Raw genomic sequence first — 15324 nt, forward strand, 5'->3', positions numbered from 1 at the left:
ATTCTTTTCGGCAACAACGATTACTTCAGGTATTCACCGCTGCGCAGCGCTTCAATACGCTTATCCAACGGCGGGTGAGTCATAAACAGCTCACTCAACGATTTGGATTTACCGTTGATGCAGAACGCCATCATACTGCTGGCTTCCTGCGGTTCATAGCTGGTTTTCAAACGCTGCAGCGCCGCAATCATCTTCTCGCGGCCCACCAGCTTCGCCGAACCGGCATCAGCGTGGAATTCGCGATAGCGCGAGAACCACATGGTGATAATGCTCGCCAGAATACCAAACACCAGCTCCAGCACCGTCGCCACCGCGAAGTAAATCAGCGGGTTGCCGTTGCTGCTCTCTTCTCCGTCGTCACGGTTGCCGCCGAGGAAGCCCGCCGCAATCTGCGCAATGACGCGTGAGATAAAGATAACGAAGGTGTTCACAATGCCCTGGATCAGCGTCATGGTCACCATATCACCGTTGGCAATGTGGCTGATTTCATGGGCGATGACCGCTTCAGCTTCGTCACGGCTCATGTTCTGCAACAGGCCAGTACTCACGGCAACCAGCGATGCATCACGGCGTGCGCCGGTAGCAAAGGCGTTGATATCCGGCGCGTGGTACAGCGCAACCTGTGGCATGGCAATCCCTACCTGCTGCGCCTGACGAGCGACGGTTTCCAACAGCCAGCGTTCCTGCTCGTTACGCGGTTGCTCAATGACCTCGCCGCCTACCGATTTCAGCGCCATCCATTTCGACATCATCAATGAAACAATGGAACCGCCGAAACCAAATAGCAGCGCCATAATCAGCAGACCGGTCATGCTGCTCGACTGAATTCCTGTCAGGCTTAGCACCAGCCCAAACACAACCATCACGGCCAGGTTGGTCATCAGGAAAAGCGCGATTCGCATCATAATTTACTTTTAACCTCTTCTTAACAAAACGCACTATGCGATTATCCCTATCGTAGGGGTAATCCGCCGATTTTCAACGATCACGTGAGGCTAAGTCACGAGAAAGACACAACTTTACATTTTGTAGCATCATTGTTGACAAGAACTTGAGGGAGATAAAAAAACAGGCACAATTGCTTGTGCCTGTTGGGGTTACTTGCTTGCCGCCGGTTGTTCAGCGGGCGCGGATTTCTCCAGCTTCGAAAGGTCAACGGCGATATTCACCGTCTCGTCCAGATACGGATCTGGCTCTTTATAGTCTTTCGGTAAATCGTCCAGCTTCTTAATCGGCGGCTTGCCTTCACGCTTGTAGCGATCGTTCACGCGTGCCAGACGAGTCGCATCATCCTCTTCGTTCTCTTTTTCACGCTGGGCGTAATTGAGAGACACGATACTGCGCTTATCTTTCAGCGCGTTGAAGTGCGCAATATCTTTAGCGATGTACTGGAACTCAGGATCCTTCGCAATACGATCGGCATGCAGCTTCAGCAACTGAGGCTCAAACGGCGCCATGTCGCCAGACTTCACGTAGGTCGCCGCATTGATGCTATCCCACGGCAGCGCGTTGTCTTCGAACTTCTCACCGGTTTCGGTCTCTTCGTTACCGGTCGGCATCATGATGTCCGGCGTAACGCCTTTACGCTGCGTACTGCCGCCGTTAATGCGGTAGAACTTCTGAATGGTGTACTGAACGGAGCCCAGCGCCGGCCATTCAGGGCGCAGCATTTGATCGTAGATACGGTTCAGCGAGCGATACTGCTGTACGGTGCCTTTACCGAAGGTTGGCTCACCCACGATCAGCGCACGACCATAGTCCTGCATTGCCGCAGCAAAGATTTCCGACGCCGAGGCGCTGAAGCGGTCAACCAGCACCACCAGCGGCCCTTTGTAGTAAACCACGCCGTCATTGTCGCTGTCTTCGCGCACCTTACCGTTGTTATCACGTACCTGCACCACAGGGCCGGACGGAATAAACAGACCGGAAAGCGAGACCGCTTCGGTCAGCGCGCCGCCGCCGTTGCTGCGCAGGTCAATAATAACGCTGCTGACGTTCTGTTTTTCCAGCTTCTGCAGCTGAACCTTCACGTCTTCAGTCAGACCAACGTAGAAGCCCGGAATATCGAGTACGCCAACCTTATTGTTGCCCGTACCTTTCACCGACATTTTCACCGCGCGATCTTCCAGGCGGATACGCTCACGGGTCAGGGTAACAATACGGGTTTTTGAGCCTTTCCCGGCAGGAAGAATTTCAAGGCGTACCTTGCTGCCCTTCGGCCCTTTGATCAGCGCAACAACATCATCAAGACGCCAGCCGATCACGTCAACCATGCCTTTACCGGCCTGGCCTACGCCGACGATACGATCGCCCACGCTAATCGCCTTGCTCTTCGCCGCCGGGCCGCCTGCCACCATGGAGTTGATCACGGTGTAGTCATCATCCATTTGCAGCACAGCGCCAATCCCTTCCAGAGACAGGCTCATCTCGGTATTGAACTGTTCGGTATTACGCGGTGAAAGGTAGTTGGTATGCGGGTCGATTTCACGGGCGAAGGAAGTCATCGCCAGCGAGAACACGTCTTCGCTGTTGGTTTGCGCCAGGCGACGGATCGCGAACTTATAACGACGCGCCAGGGTATCGTGAATTTCTTTATCGTCTTTACCGGCGAGCTTGAGGCTCAGCTGGTCATATTTGACTTTGCCGTCCCACAGCGCATTCAGCTCGGCTTGATCCTTCGGCCATGGCGCTTTGCTGCGATCCAGGTTGAAGGTGTCATTACCGGTGAAATCCATCGGACGCTCAAGCACCTTCAACGCATACTCATAGCGCTCAAAGCGACGTTTTTGCGCCAGATTGTAGAGATCGTAAAAGACATCCAGTTTGCCGGAACGAAGCTCGTCGCCAATCTGCCCTTTCTTCGCCGCAAACTGCGCAACGTCGCTGGCCAGCAGCACGTTGTGGCTGTAGTCCAGGAGGTTCAGATAGCGGTCAAAAATTTTGGCCGAAAAGGCCTGGTCGAGATCGAACTGGCGGTAGTGAGAACGGGTAAAGCGCGAGGTGACGCGCTCGCTTACCGTGGCGTGCTGAGTCTCTTCCTTAAGCACAGGAAGTTGCTCAACACGGGTAATATCTTCCACCGCTAAGGCCTGGCCTGTTATTAATAACAGGCCAGCAAGCGCGGAGAGCCTAAAAAGTTTGTTCATGCCTGGCCCGGCCTCCGTTTCAGAACACCAGGTGTTCTGCGCGTACAATCATTGACATACCAGAAGTAAGCTGAACGCGAACGCCGTCCTTGGTGATTTCCAGGATTGTGGCATCCATAGCGTTATTGCCCGCTTTAACTTTCAGGGATTGGCCGACCGTCAGTGCGGACAGATCGGAAACCGGCGTCAGTTTTTCTTCGCGCACTTCGCGAGCCGGTTTAGCGGCTGGTTTTGCAGTAGCAGCGCGCGGCTTACGCTCAGCCCCTTCTTTACGGCGTACCGGAGGACGTGGTTTACGCTCACGACGCGGCGCATCGCCTTGCTCACCAGCAGCAGCGGCGGCTTCGCGTTTTTTCGCCTGCTGTTCAGCGCGCTGCGCCTGAACGCGAGCTTTGGCTTCTTCAAGCTGCTGACGTGCGTGCGCGACGTGCTGCTCGTCCAGCTCACCGCAAGGGTTGCCGTCGAGGTCGACGCGAACTGCACCGGCTTTGATACCGTACAGGTAGCGCCAGCTTGAAGTATAAAGACGGAGTGCGGAACGCAGTTGGGTTTTGCTGAGGTTCATCTCCCCTTCAACACGCTCGACGAGATCCTGAAAAATACCGACTTTCAGAGGACGAGCTTCACCTTCCGCGCTGAAGCACTGCGGAAAACGTTCGGCTAAAAATGCGATAACTTCTTTACTGCTATTCAACTTAGGTTGATTTTCCATGAAATTTCCTGATTACAACGGACGTAGCCAACAAGCCGCAGGCATGAACAGGCGACATTATAATGACGTCATCCGTAAATGCTACGTTATCCGTTGATTATCCTGCGACGGGTGCAAAGAATTTTTGGTAATCGGTGGCTTCAAGCACTTTTTGCAGGTGGCCAACCAGTTCACGCAACCCCTGTTCATCCTCTTCGCCAAAGCGCGAGAACACGGTGCTATCGATATCCAACACGCCAATAACCTGGTTATTGACCACCAGCGGCAGCACGATTTCGGCGTTACTGGCAGCATCACAGGCAATGTGCCCATCAAAAGCATGAACATCTTCTACGCGCTGAACGCGATTTTCCGCTACCGCGGTACCGCAAACACCGCGGCCCACCGGGATACGCACGCAGGCAATTTTGCCCTGAAACGGCCCGAGAACCAGCGTATCGCCTTCCAGCAGGTAAAAACCGGCCCAGTTAACGTCGGACAGACGCTCGTACAGCAGCGCGCTGGTATTGGAGATTACCGCTAAGAAACTTGTTTCACCTGCCATTAATGCCTGAAAATCGCGGTTAAGATCCGCGTAAAATTCTGTTTTGCTCATTATTCAATCACTATTGTTTACGATGTTACTGATTCGTTACCTTGCCTGGGCCCTTATAAAATACGCATTAAGTGCGTTCGGGCTCAAGATGAATCCATACTTAGGTTAAGATAGAGTTATACATTCATTTATCAATGTAATAAATGGCACTGAAAACATCACGTATAACGCCGACGAAAAAAATACGAATTCACACGGTCAGAGAACCTTTGCCGTGGGCACATTACCAACGTTGCCCGCAGTGCGATATGCTTTTTCGGTTACCGGTCGTAAAATCATCGCAAAGCGCCTATTGCCCACGCTGTAACGCCAAAGTGCGCGACGGCCGAGACTGGTCGTTAACCCGTCTGGGCGCCATGGCGATTGCCATGCTGCTGCTGATGCCCTTCGCCTGGAGCGAACCGCTGCTGCGGCTGTATCTGCTCGGCGTCCGCATTGACGCCAATCTGCTGCATGGGATCTGGCTGATGACCGATAGCGGACACCCCATCACCGCCGCGATGGTGTTTTTCTGCACCGTCGCCGCTCCCGCGGTGCTGGTGACGTCCATCGCCTATTTGTGGCTCGGTAACATTTTAGGGATGAATCTTCGTCCTGTCCTGCTGATGCTCGATAAATTGAAAGAGTGGGTGATGCTCGACATCTACCTGGTCGGTATCGCCGTGGCCTCGATTAAGGTGCAGGACTACGCGTTCCTGCAACCTGGCCTGGGTCTGCTGGCTTATATCTCGCTGGTAGTGCTCAGTATCCTGACGCTGATTCATCTAAACGTCGAACAGCTTTGGGAACGCTTCTATCCCCAGCGCCCCGCCACGCGGCCTGACGGCGCGCTCCAGGTGTGCCGCAGTTGCCATTATACCGGTTTCCCGGATATGCGCGGTCGCTGCCGCCGCTGTCATACACCGCTTTATCACCGCGGCAAACACAGTCTGCAAAAAAGCTGGGCGGCGCTGATCAGCTCGATTGTTTTTCTGCTCCCCGCCAACCTGCTGCCTATTTCCATTATCTATGTCAATGGCGGCCGCCAGGACGATACGATTCTTTCCGGGATCCTGTCGCTGGCCAATAGCAACGTGGCGGTGGCGGCGGTAGTCTTTTTTGCCAGTATCCTGGTCCCCTTTACCAAAATTATCGTGATGCTGACGTTGCTTATCAGCATCCACTTTAAGTGCGAACAAGGGCTGCGGACGCGCATCCTGCTGCTGCGTTTCGTCACCTGGATTGGCCGCTGGTCAATGCTCGATCTGTTTGTTATTTCGTTAACCATGTCGCTCATCAATCGCGATCAACTTCTCGCCTTTACGATGGGTCCCGCTGCGTTTTATTTTGGCGCTGCGGTAATATTAACTATTCTTGCTGTTGAATGGCTGGACAGCCGCTTACTTTGGGACGCACATGAGTCAGGAAACGCCCGCTTCACAGACTGAGGCGCGAATTAAAACAAAACGTCGCATTTCACCGTTCTGGCTATTACCGGTCATCGCGCTGATGATTGCCGGCTGGCTTATCTGGAACAGCTACGAAGACCGGGGAGCGACCATCACCATCGACTTTATGTCGGCGGATGGTATTGTTCCCGGCCGCACGCCGGTACGCTTCCAGGGCGTTGAGGTGGGAACGGTTCAGGATATCCGCCTGGCCCGTGACCGCAGCAAAATTGAGGTCCGCGCCAGCATCAAAAGCGATATGGAAGACGCACTGCGGGCAGATACCCAATTCTGGCTGGTCACGCCGAAAGCCTCTCTCGCAGGTGTTTCCGGGCTGGATGCGCTGGTCGGCGGTAACTATATCGGCATGATGCCCGGTAAAGGCGAACCGCGTGACCATTTCACCGCCCTCGACACACAGCCGAAATACCGCCTGAACAACGGCGAGCTGATGATCCACCTGCACGCGCCGGACCTCGGTTCGCTCAATACCGGGTCGTTGGTTTACTTCCGCAAAATTCCGGTTGGCCGCGTCTACGACTACACGATCAATCCGAATAATCAGGGCGTCACCATTGACGTGCTGATCGAGCGCCGGTTCACCAATCTGGTGAAAAAAGGCAGCCGCTTCTGGAATGTCTCCGGCGTGAAAGCCGACGTTGGCCTTAGCGGCGCGAAGGTGCAGTTGGAGAGTCTGGCCGCGCTGGTTAACGGTGCGATTGCTTTCGACTCGCCATCCGATTCCCAGGCCGCCGGGCAGAACGATGAGTTTGGCCTCTATGAAGATCTGGCCCACAGCCAGCGCGGCGTGCTTATTCAGCTGCAGTTGCCGAACGGCGATGGGCTGAAAGCGGGATCGACGCCGATGCTGTATCAGGGGCTGGAAGTCGGTCAACTGACAAAAATGACGCTCAATCCGGACAGTTCGGTCACCGGCGAAATGACCGTCGACCCGAGCGTGGTATCGCTGCTGCGCGAAAATACGCGCATTGAACTCCGTCAACCGAAGCTGTCGCTGGAAAACACCAATCTAAGTCAGTTGCTCACTGGCAGTACCTTTGAGTTGGTGCCGGGTGAAGGCGCGCCAAAGGATCGCTTTACCGTACTCGCTGCGGATAAAACATTGTTGCAGCAGCCCGGCGTGTTGACGCTAACGCTGACCGCGCCTGAGAGCTATGGCATCGACGCCGGGCAGCCTATCATGCTACATGGCGTGCGCATCGGCCAGGTCATGGAGCGTACGCTGAACGCCAAAGGTATCAGTTTCGCCATCGCCATCGATCCGCAATACCGTGACCTGCTGCACGGCGACAGCAAGTTTGTCGTGAACAGCAAAATGGACGTCAAAGTCGGTATCGACGGTGTAGAGTTCCTCGGGGCCAGCGCCAATGAATGGCTGAGCGGCGGCATTCGCATTTTACCCGGAGAAAAGGGAGCGATGAAAGCCAGCTACCCGCTGTTCGCCAATCTGGAAAAAGCACAGGAAAATAATCTTAGCGATTTCCCGACAACCACGTTGATGCTCACCGCCGACACGCTTCCGGATATTCAGACCGGTTCCGTCGTGCTATACCGTAAGTTTGAGGTGGGTGAAATCACCTCCGTACAACCGCGCGCCAACGCGTTTGATATCGCGGTGCATATTAAGCCGGAATACCGTTCGCTGCTGACCCCGAACAGCGTGTTCTGGGCCGAAGGCGGCGCGAAAGTGCAGTTGAACGGCAGCGGGCTGACAGTGCAGGCTTCCCCGCTTTCACGGGCGTTAAAAGGCGCAGTCAGCTTTGATAACATCAGTGAAGCGAATAATGGAACCCGCAAGGGCGACAAGCGCGTCCTGTTCCCTTCAGAAACCGCCGCGCGCGCCGTTGGCGGGCAGATCACCCTGCATGCCTTTGATGCGGATAAACTATCAGCGGGCATGCCGATTCGTTATCTCGGTATCGATATTGGGCAGGTACAAAGTCTGGATCTCAATGCCTCGCGCAATGAAGTGCAGGCCAGCGCGGTTCTTTACCCTGAGTATGTGAATACCTTCGCCCGCCGCGGTACCCGTTTCTCCGTGATCACACCGCAAATCTCAGCGGCCGGCGTTGAACACCTGGATACCCTGCTCCAGCCGTACGTCAACGTTGAGCCGGGTCACGGTGAGCTGCGTCGCGATTTTGAACTTCAGGAGGCGACCATTTCCGATTCACGCTACCTCAACGGCCTGAACGTGGTCGTGGAAGCGCCGGAATCCGGTTCGTTGAGTATCGGTACACCGGTGCTGTTCCGGGGAATCGAAGTCGGTACCGTTACCGGCCTGCATCTCGGTAGCCTCTCTGACCGGGTGATGATTGAAATGCGCATCGGCCAGCGCTATCAGCATCTGGTGCGTAACAACTCGGTCTTCTGGCTGGCTTCCGGCTACAGTCTCGACTTTGGCCTGATTGGAGGTGTGGTGAAGACCGGCACCTTCAATCAGTTCATTCGTGGCGGTATCGCTTTCGCCACGCCGCCAGGAACGCCTCTGGCACCGAAGGCGCAGGAAGGCAAACACTTCCTGCTGCTCGAGTCCGAGCCGAAAGAGTGGCGCGAATGGGGTACCGCGCTTCCGCGTTAACGCCCTCCCTCACGCGCCGGTGTCCCGTCACCGGCGCGTTTTATGATAGACTGCGCGCTCTTTATCTCCTTGTGGTATTCGCCAGTGGCTCAAAACTCTGTCTATTTTCCTGATGAATTCCTCGCGCAGATGCGTGAGGCCATGCCGGCTCATCTCTCGTTTGACGCATTCCTTGCCGCCTGCCAGCGCCCGCTGCGTCGCAGTATTCGCGTGAATACGCTGAAAATCACGGTTGATGATTTCCTCACTCTGGTCGCCCCTTATGGCTGGCAACTGACCCCGGTCCCCTGGTGTGCGGAAGGCTTCTGGATTGAGCGTGATGACGAGGACGCACTGCCGCTGGGCAGTACCGCTGAACATCTGAGCGGGCTATTTTATATTCAGGAAGCCAGTTCCATGCTGCCGGTAGCGGCACTGTTTGCCGACGGACTGCAGCCGGTTCGGGTAATGGACGTTGCCGCGGCCCCGGGCTCGAAGACCACGCAGATTGCCGCCAGAATGGGCAACCGCGGTATGCTGCTGGCCAACGAATTCTCCGCCAGCCGGGTCAAAGTGCTGCACGCCAATATCAGCCGTTGCGGCATCAGCAATACCGCGCTCACACACTTTGACGGCCGCGTGTTCGGCGCCGCCTTACCCGAGTGCTTTGATGCCATCCTGCTCGATGCCCCCTGTTCCGGCGAAGGCGTGGTGCGTAAAGATCCCGATGCGTTGAAGAACTGGTCGCTGGCGAGTAACCAGGCGATCGCCGAAACCCAACGCGAGCTGATCGACAGCGCTTTCCACGCGCTGCGTCCGGGCGGCACACTGGTCTACTCGACCTGTACGCTGAACCGCGACGAGAACGAGTCGGTCGTCGCCTGGCTGCTCGCGCGTTATCCGCAGGAAGTCGAGATTATGCCTTTGGGTGAACTCTTCGCTAGCGCTGACCAGGCATTGACGCCTGAAGGCTTCCTGCACGTGTTCCCACAAATTTATGACTGTGAAGGATTCTTCGTCGCTCGACTGCGTAAGACCGCGGCGATTGAAGCGCTGCCAGCGCCGGGCTACAAGGTGGGTAAATTCCCGTTCACCCCGATGAAAACGCGCGAATCCGCTGCCGTTGAGAGTGCAGCGCGCAGCGTGGGCATTGAATGGGATGAGGCGCAAACGCTCTGGCAGCGCGACAAAGAGGTTTGGCTGTTCCCTACCGAAATCGCGCCGCTGCTGGGTAAAGTTCGTTTTTCCCGTATTGGGCTGAAACTTGCCGAAACGCACAACAAAGGTTTTCGCTGGCAGCACGAAGCGGTCGTTGCGCTGGCTAATACGCAAAAGCTGGGGCATGAGCTGACGCTGGAAGAAGCGCAGGAATGGTATCGTGGCCGCGACGTCTATCCGCAACAGCCGCCCGCTCACGACGACGTGATTGTCACCTTCCAGGGATTCCCGCTGGGGCTGGCAAAGCGCATTGGTTCACGATTGAAAAACAGTTATCCCCGCGAATTGGTACGAGATGGGAAACTGTTCGCCAGCAGGTCGGAGTAGCGGACAAAAAAGCGCACTTTTTAACTGGCGTAATTCTCGACGTTGACTACGCTGAAAAGGTACGGCTTAACTGGTCGTACCACAACGGTCAGCAGATTAACGGAGAGCATGATGAGTAAAACCAGCGTACGCATTGGCGCATTCGAAATTGATGACGCCGTGCTGCATGCCGATCAACACGGCGAGCGAACGTTAAGTATCCCTTGTAAGTCCGATCCCGATTTATGTATGCAGTTGGATGCCTGGGACGCCGACACCAGCATCCCGGCCCTTCTTGATGGCGAACGTTCCGTTCTTTATCGCAAGCACTACGATCAACCGTCCGATGCCTGGGTTATGCGGCTTGTCTAACCCAAAAGGAACCCGCCCACAGGCGGGTTATTTATTTGGCGTGCGGCACCACAGTGTACAATGATGCTTGACCATGAGGTCGGGTTTTAAAGCGGCGATGCACCCACAGATATTGCTCCGGTGCCCGTAAAATCTCACGCTCGATAATTTTATTCATATAGCTGGCAGCGGGGATCTCATCCCCACTCGGATAGTCTGTCATCGCTTCGCTGATATGCAGGGTATAACCTTTCTGGCAAGGTTTACGCACCATGGTCACCGTCAGCATGGCCGCGCCGGAAAGACGTGACAGTACGTTTGTTCCATTGGTGGTTGCCGCCTCGTTGACAGAGAAAAACGGCGCAAAAACGCTGCCTTTCGGGCCGTAGTCCTGATCGGGCGCGAACCATACCGCTTCACCGGCCTTCAGCGCCTGCACCAGACCCCGCAAGTTACGACGGTCAATCATCGCTTTATTCGAACGCAGACGCCCGGTAGTCTGCACCCATTCCATTAGCGGATCGTTGTGCGGACGATAGGTCGCCATCATCGGACGACACAGCCCCATCGCACGGCCACCCAGCTCCAGAGACATGAAGTGAACGCCAACCACCATAACGCCGCGCTGCTCTTTCAACGCGTTCATCAGGTTGGCGTACCCTTCCACATCAAACCATTTTTTGACGCGGGCATCGCTCCAGAACCAGGCCATCCCGGTTTCAATCAGCCCCATGCCCAGAGACATAAAGTTTTGCTCGATCAGCGTCTCACGGTCCGCGGCATCCATATGCGGGAAACAAAGTTCAATATTACGTGCCGCAATCTGCTCCCGGCGTTTTAGAAAGCGTCGGGATGCTTTACCCAGCGACGTGCCAAGGAGATGTAAAACGGGGTAAGGTAACTGTACAACCAGCCATAAGGCGGCCAGAGCGAACCACTTCAGCCCGTTGCGCGGGTGAAGTAAAGCGGTATCAAAATTTTTAAACATCATTCTTTCCAGCAACGAAATGCAAGGGTAACACTTAAGGAGAATCGATTCCGTTCATTCATCTTTATGCGTTTGTGTATATGTTGGACCCTGCTGCATTCGACAAATTCACTTCCCGGACGTTTATTTACAAACGGCTGGTATCAGAGGCATGAGGCGGGGGTGGCAGGCTGTGGCTCAACTCGCCGCAAGCATGCGCCTTTTTGCTGCAAAAAAATAGAGAATTTAATTCACATTACAAAATTATTTTTTTAATGCTAACTTTTCATATTATTAGCGGGTTATGAAACTTTTAACGTGATGATTTTAATCATTTTTCTTTTTATCAGTGCGACAACGCGTGATGTTTTGACTCTCGGTTATGTTTGGAACAGAACTTAAAGAAATCGGGTAAGATTCCTGGCTACCCTCACCTTCCCTGCGCATATGAGAGATAAGAAAATTCTTCTTTGCGATCAAATTTTCGCGGATGAATCTTCAGTAAGCGTTAAGATAAGGGCTCAATCGAGTTGGCCCACCTGCAACTCAAAAGATGAAGGGAGTAATCAGAACATAATGCAGCGTCAGAACGTCTCATCATCAAGAATTAAATCAATTGGTTATGATGCAAAGCAAAAAACACTGGAAATAGAGTTCTTCAGTTCAGGCATTTACCAGTATGTCGGCGTCACCTCAAAAACGTATGAAACATTTCTCAGCGTGAAGTCAAAAGGACGCTTTTTTGATGGGGTCATTAAAGACAAATTCCTCTGCCGAAAAATAGGCTAAGCACCCTATCAGGATTTGCATACTGTACATCGCCATAATAGAAAACAAAAAGCCAGCGGTTAGGCTGGCTGAGTGGCTAAGATGCGTGGTGCTGTGACCAGTATCAACTCCCTTTGTAAGTCGAGTATCCGTACTGACTTAGCAAGAGAGGAATATGAAGCTTTTCGTTTGTCTTCGTCACGGTGAACAACACCGGCACCTCAGGGAAGAATGAGGTCAGCTTTTCGCGCTTAAAATAATCGCCTGTTTTGAACGTCACTCTGTACACCCCTGGCTGCATATCCTTGTCTTCAGGGTACAAGGACTTAATACGGCCATCGCTATCTGTTTTCCCTTGCGCAAGCATATCCCAACCTGTCGACTGTTGTTTTTCCAGAGTGACATCAACGTCTTTTGAAGGGATTCCTGTTTGCTGGTTGAGAATATGAACGCTAAGGGTTCCTGCTGGCGCACTAAACGCAGCCGGTGCGAAGACCACGGTAGACAGCAACATCAGACTCATTATTTTGTTCATTTTTTCTTCCTGTGATTAAAGACACAGGTCAAGCTTAAACATGTTTTTGACAAAGAAAATTCAACTTTTTGTTATGATTTCTTCAGCACACAAAAACAGCTGTTTTTACTCTTTAGCACATCAGACTAGACGGCAACGCTCGGTGCTCTATCCCTGCCCCTGACGGTTGCAGTTTCATTAAACACCATATTGGTTTTGCAAAAAATACATTTTGCGCCAAATGGATTTTTCTCTGAAACATCAAATACTGATGTTCGATATTGGGAGCCATGACAACATGGGCACCGAAAATGAATATTTAAATTCATAAGATATACCTCTTAAGGGGAGAAACTTCACTTTGTGTTTCAACAACATTGCATTCATTGAAATTTTAACTTTATGCAATAAAACACCAGCGATGCTCTGAATAAATGTGTAGGCTGTCAGCCCTTTGAACCAGGAAATATCTGACACAGAAAATTCTGACGCCAGACCTTGCTGAATGGCAAACTCAACATTGCGCCCTTCAAATAGGGTATTTAAATCATTTCCCTGAAACGCAGATATTGTACGTTGAATTCAAAGAGAGAAGATATCAGCGATAGCGCCAGACGATGAGGACTACTCAGTAGAATGTTTTACGTTGTATGCATTGCATAACTGCCATTACCATTAATGCATGTTCCGCGATGATTAGCAAATTTTATTTTAGCCGTCCAGCAGTCTTTATTGAAATATGGCGATAAAATTCGCTTTTTATTTTTTTAAGCGTATAGTTTGCCCGAGTTTTTTTAAAAGGAATCTATTTGTCTCGTAAAATGACAGGAATTGTCAAAAGTTTTGATGCCCTTAGCGGCAAAGGTTTTATCACCCCATCAGATGGTCGAAAAGACGTTTTACTTCATATCTCCGCAGTGTATAGCAGTGAATCTGAATCCCTGATACCTGGCGTCCGCGTTGAGTTTTGTCGTATCAACGGCCTGAAAGGACCGACGGCTGCGAACATCTACCTATCCTGATCTTCTACCGTTCATCGCACTTTCGCAGCTTATCAAACTGACTCTTATACAAAGGCACGTGATGATGACATTACCCCCCGACTGGCAGAACACAAAAATTTAACAATAACGCAAAAAGATCTGGACGGGCGTGGTGCTGAGTATGATATGGTTTAGAGAGCATATGGAGATTGCAGGAGATTTTCATCGGGTGGGGAAAACCCCCGATGTAAATAACCAATAGAATGATACAGATAAAAAGAGACCGAATACGATTCCTGTATTCGGTCCAGGGAAATGGCTCTTGGGAGAGAGCCGTGCGCTAAAAGTTGGCATTAATGCAGGCTAAGTCGCCTTGCTTTATAAGAATAGATGACCGTGACAGCTTTTCCAGTCCACAGGCCTGGTGAGTGGAAAATTTTCGTCGAATAAACGGCATAGCATAAAAAAAACCGCAACCATTCAGCGAGAATAGTTGCGGTTTTTTATTGAATATTAAAGAGATTTGCTATGTATCAGCAAAGTTTCTCTGCGCGCTCGATAAATGGCGCAAGGCTCATTTTCACCCCAGGCTGATTCGGATCGTCAATCTGAATTACGCTCAACGGCTGCGCCTGAGTCTTACCGGCCTTTACCTGCTGCTCTGCCACATCGTTCAGCGGATACTGCACCAGTGTGCTCGGGTTAATCACATACAGCGCATTATCCGCACGGCAAGTCAGCATGACCTCTTCGCGATTAAATGCCCACTTCTCTTTTCCCACCTCGAAGCGGCTGACGGTAATGACCTGCGCTGCCAGCGCGCTGCTGGCAGTGGTTAACAACAACAAAGAGAGAATAATCTTTTTCATAATTCGCCAGTTCAATTAAAAAGGTTCCCAGGTGGCAAAAAGGCTGACGCACGCCAGCACCAGCGCCGCCAAAACAATTTCCACCTGCGTGGTACGTAAAAAGACGCGCTGCGCCCATCCATTCGCCGCCGTCATCTTCGGCACCAGTAAATAGCGGTTAAACAGCGCCATGATAATCATCAGTGCGACCAATCCCACTTTCCCCCACAGCGCAACGCCGTACGGGGTCGAGGCGGTGAAACCACCCTGAATCATCCAGGTATTGACCAGCCCCGTTGCTACCGCACCTGCCACGGCAAGATGCCCATAACGGGAGTAACGCATCATCGTCGTAATGGCGAGCTTGCGCCAGCGGCCTTTTGCCAACCGCAAACAGTACAAAAAGGGGACCAGCCCGCCGGCCCACGCCGCAGCGCAAAGTAGATGCGCGGCGTGATTAATGCGCTGTGCCACCCCGACTGCGCCTTCATACATCGCCGCATGGCCAACGCCAGCCAGCAGAATAAACTGCGCGACGCACAGAAGCAAAAGTCGCCGCATCATCTGCCGTGGCTGTACACACGCTATACCCAGCGCCACCCACGCCAGCACGATTTCCCACAGCCATACGCTGCCAAACTGCGTATGCAGTACCGCCTGCCAGACCTCCGGGCGCCAGGTGTCTGACCAGCCCTCCCCCATTAACCCACCTTGCGCCACCAGCATCAGCATAGCCGACAGCACACTCAGCCCTAACGAGCTACGCAACAGCTGGGAAAAACGCTGTATCAACAGTCGGCGTAGTTCAGATGGCGCCCACCAGCCCGCGTAAAGCGTGCAGCCGAAGGCCACCATCAGCGAGGCAAAATGAATAAATCGCAGACCAATATAGAGTGCCGCTAGCATGG

At 52.9% G+C, this 15324-nt stretch carries 15 protein-coding genes; 6 read left to right on the forward strand and 9 right to left on the reverse strand.

The genetic code is table 11. The features are described from left to right. Positions 1-20: 20 nt before the first annotated feature. The 4 genes from htpX to K7B04_RS19595 all read right to left on the reverse strand — a co-directional run bounded on the left by htpX (position 21) and on the right by K7B04_RS19595 (position 4453). Positions 21-905 carry a protease HtpX gene (gene htpX, locus K7B04_RS19580; RefSeq protein ID WP_163447998.1) on the reverse strand — a complete coding sequence of 295 codons (885 nt, stop codon included), beginning with the start codon at positions 903-905 and terminating at the stop codon, positions 21-23. A 192-nt stretch (positions 906-1097) separates the two neighbouring features. Further along, positions 1098-3146 (reverse strand): carboxy terminal-processing peptidase, encoded by a 2049-nt coding sequence (gene prc / locus K7B04_RS19585; RefSeq protein WP_163447997.1) that lies wholly within the window; start codon positions 3144-3146, stop codon positions 1098-1100. Positions 3147-3165: 19 nt separating this feature from the next. Continuing rightward, on the reverse strand, positions 3166-3858 hold the full coding sequence (gene proQ, locus K7B04_RS19590) for an RNA chaperone ProQ (protein WP_163447996.1): 693 nt from the start codon (positions 3856-3858) through the stop codon (positions 3166-3168). A 97-nt stretch (positions 3859-3955) separates the two neighbouring features. Continuing rightward, positions 3956-4453: a GAF domain-containing protein gene (locus K7B04_RS19595; RefSeq protein ID WP_167575585.1), complete on the reverse strand. Its 498-nt coding sequence runs from the start codon at positions 4451-4453 to the stop codon at positions 3956-3958. Between the two features lie 143 nt (positions 4454-4596). Here K7B04_RS19595 and yebS point away from each other — a divergent pair, with 143 nt between their 5' ends. The 4 genes from yebS to K7B04_RS19615 all read left to right on the forward strand — a co-directional run bounded on the left by yebS (position 4597) and on the right by K7B04_RS19615 (position 10357). Continuing rightward, the gene (gene yebS / locus K7B04_RS19600; protein ID WP_167575584.1) at positions 4597-5880 is read left to right on the forward strand and encodes a membrane integrity lipid transport subunit YebS; all 1284 of its coding nucleotides are present in this window, start codon (positions 4597-4599) and stop codon (positions 5878-5880) included. Then, the gene (locus tag K7B04_RS19605; RefSeq protein ID WP_223802818.1) at positions 5849-8482 is read left to right on the forward strand and encodes a PqiB family protein; all 2634 of its coding nucleotides are present in this window, start codon (positions 5849-5851) and stop codon (positions 8480-8482) included. Before yebS ends, K7B04_RS19605 begins: the two co-directional genes overlap by 32 nt. 84 nt (positions 8483-8566) lie before the next feature. Continuing rightward, the gene (rsmF, locus tag K7B04_RS19610; protein WP_223802819.1) at positions 8567-10006 is read left to right on the forward strand and encodes a 16S rRNA (cytosine(1407)-C(5))-methyltransferase RsmF; all 1440 of its coding nucleotides are present in this window, start codon (positions 8567-8569) and stop codon (positions 10004-10006) included. A 111-nt stretch (positions 10007-10117) separates the two neighbouring features. After that, positions 10118-10357, forward strand: coding sequence for a YebV family protein (locus K7B04_RS19615; RefSeq protein ID WP_163447991.1), 240 nt, complete (start codon positions 10118-10120; stop codon positions 10355-10357). Between the two features lie 31 nt (positions 10358-10388). Here the strand turns inward: K7B04_RS19615 and lpxP are convergent, their stop codons facing one another. Beyond that, positions 10389-11324 (reverse strand): kdo(2)-lipid IV(A) palmitoleoyltransferase, encoded by a 936-nt coding sequence (gene lpxP / locus K7B04_RS19620; RefSeq protein ID WP_223804199.1) that lies wholly within the window; start codon positions 11322-11324, stop codon positions 10389-10391. A gap of 555 nt (positions 11325-11879) precedes the next feature. On the opposite strand from lpxP, the gene K7B04_RS19625 reads away from it, so the two are divergent. Further along, complete coding sequence (locus K7B04_RS19625) at positions 11880-12092, forward strand: KTSC domain-containing protein (RefSeq protein WP_167575581.1); 213 nt, start codon at positions 11880-11882, stop codon at positions 12090-12092. A gap of 103 nt (positions 12093-12195) precedes the next feature. On the opposite strand, the gene uraH is transcribed toward K7B04_RS19625, so the two are convergent. Both uraH and K7B04_RS19635 read right to left on the reverse strand, forming a co-directional pair. Continuing rightward, a complete protein-coding gene (gene uraH, locus K7B04_RS19630) occupies positions 12196-12606 on the reverse strand; it encodes a hydroxyisourate hydrolase (RefSeq protein ID WP_223802820.1) in 411 nt (136 codons plus the stop codon). A gap of 125 nt (positions 12607-12731) precedes the next feature. Next, complete coding sequence (locus K7B04_RS19635; RefSeq protein ID WP_167575579.1) at positions 12732-12914, reverse strand: cold-shock protein; 183 nt, start codon at positions 12912-12914, stop codon at positions 12732-12734. 480 nt (positions 12915-13394) lie between these two features. Between K7B04_RS19635 and cspF the strand changes: the two genes are divergently transcribed. Beyond that, the gene (gene cspF / locus K7B04_RS19640; RefSeq protein WP_223802821.1) at positions 13395-13607 is read left to right on the forward strand and encodes a cold shock-like protein CspF; all 213 of its coding nucleotides are present in this window, start codon (positions 13395-13397) and stop codon (positions 13605-13607) included. A gap of 494 nt (positions 13608-14101) precedes the next feature. Here the strand turns inward: cspF and K7B04_RS19645 are convergent, their stop codons facing one another. Both K7B04_RS19645 and copD read right to left on the reverse strand, forming a co-directional pair. Next, on the reverse strand, positions 14102-14440 hold the full coding sequence (locus K7B04_RS19645) for a YebY family protein (RefSeq protein WP_163448017.1): 339 nt from the start codon (positions 14438-14440) through the stop codon (positions 14102-14104). A gap of 12 nt (positions 14441-14452) precedes the next feature. Continuing rightward, positions 14453-15322 carry a copper homeostasis membrane protein CopD gene (gene copD / locus K7B04_RS19650; protein ID WP_223802822.1) on the reverse strand — a complete coding sequence of 290 codons (870 nt, stop codon included), beginning with the start codon at positions 15320-15322 and terminating at the stop codon, positions 14453-14455. Between the last annotated feature and the right edge of the window lie 2 nt (positions 15323-15324).

Source organism: Kluyvera sp. CRP (genome assembly GCF_019930565.1).
Lineage (GTDB): Bacteria > Pseudomonadota > Gammaproteobacteria > Enterobacterales > Enterobacteriaceae > Kluyvera > Kluyvera georgiana_A.

What these genes read in the sequence shown, in the direction of transcription:
- htpX (WP_163447998.1), bottom strand. Translation starts at nt 905, where the DNA reads ATGATGCGAATCGCGCTTTTCCTGATGACCAACCTGGCCGTGATGGTT.
- prc (WP_163447997.1), bottom strand. Translation starts at nt 3,146, where the DNA reads ATGAACAAACTTTTTAGGCTCTCCGCGCTTGCTGGCCTGTTATTAATA.
- proQ (WP_163447996.1), bottom strand. Translation starts at nt 3,858, where the DNA reads ATGGAAAATCAACCTAAGTTGAATAGCAGTAAAGAAGTTATCGCATTT.
- K7B04_RS19595 (WP_167575585.1), bottom strand. Translation starts at nt 4,453, where the DNA reads ATGAGCAAAACAGAATTTTACGCGGATCTTAACCGCGATTTTCAGGCA.
- yebS (WP_167575584.1), top strand. Translation starts at nt 4,597, where the DNA reads ATGGCACTGAAAACATCACGTATAACGCCGACGAAAAAAATACGAATT.
- K7B04_RS19605 (WP_223802818.1), top strand. Translation starts at nt 5,849, where the DNA reads ATGAGTCAGGAAACGCCCGCTTCACAGACTGAGGCGCGAATTAAAACA.
- K7B04_RS19615 (WP_163447991.1), top strand. Translation starts at nt 10,118, where the DNA reads ATGAGTAAAACCAGCGTACGCATTGGCGCATTCGAAATTGATGACGCC.
- lpxP (WP_223804199.1), bottom strand. Translation starts at nt 11,324, where the DNA reads ATGTTTAAAAATTTTGATACCGCTTTACTTCACCCGCGCAACGGGCTG.
- K7B04_RS19625 (WP_167575581.1), top strand. Translation starts at nt 11,880, where the DNA reads ATGCAGCGTCAGAACGTCTCATCATCAAGAATTAAATCAATTGGTTAT.
- uraH (WP_223802820.1), bottom strand. Translation starts at nt 12,606, where the DNA reads ATGAACAAAATAATGAGTCTGATGTTGCTGTCTACCGTGGTCTTCGCA.
- K7B04_RS19635 (WP_167575579.1), bottom strand. Translation starts at nt 12,914, where the DNA reads ATGAATTTAAATATTCATTTTCGGTGCCCATGTTGTCATGGCTCCCAA.
- copD (WP_223802822.1), bottom strand. Translation starts at nt 15,322, where the DNA reads ATGCTAGCGGCACTCTATATTGGTCTGCGATTTATTCATTTTGCCTCG.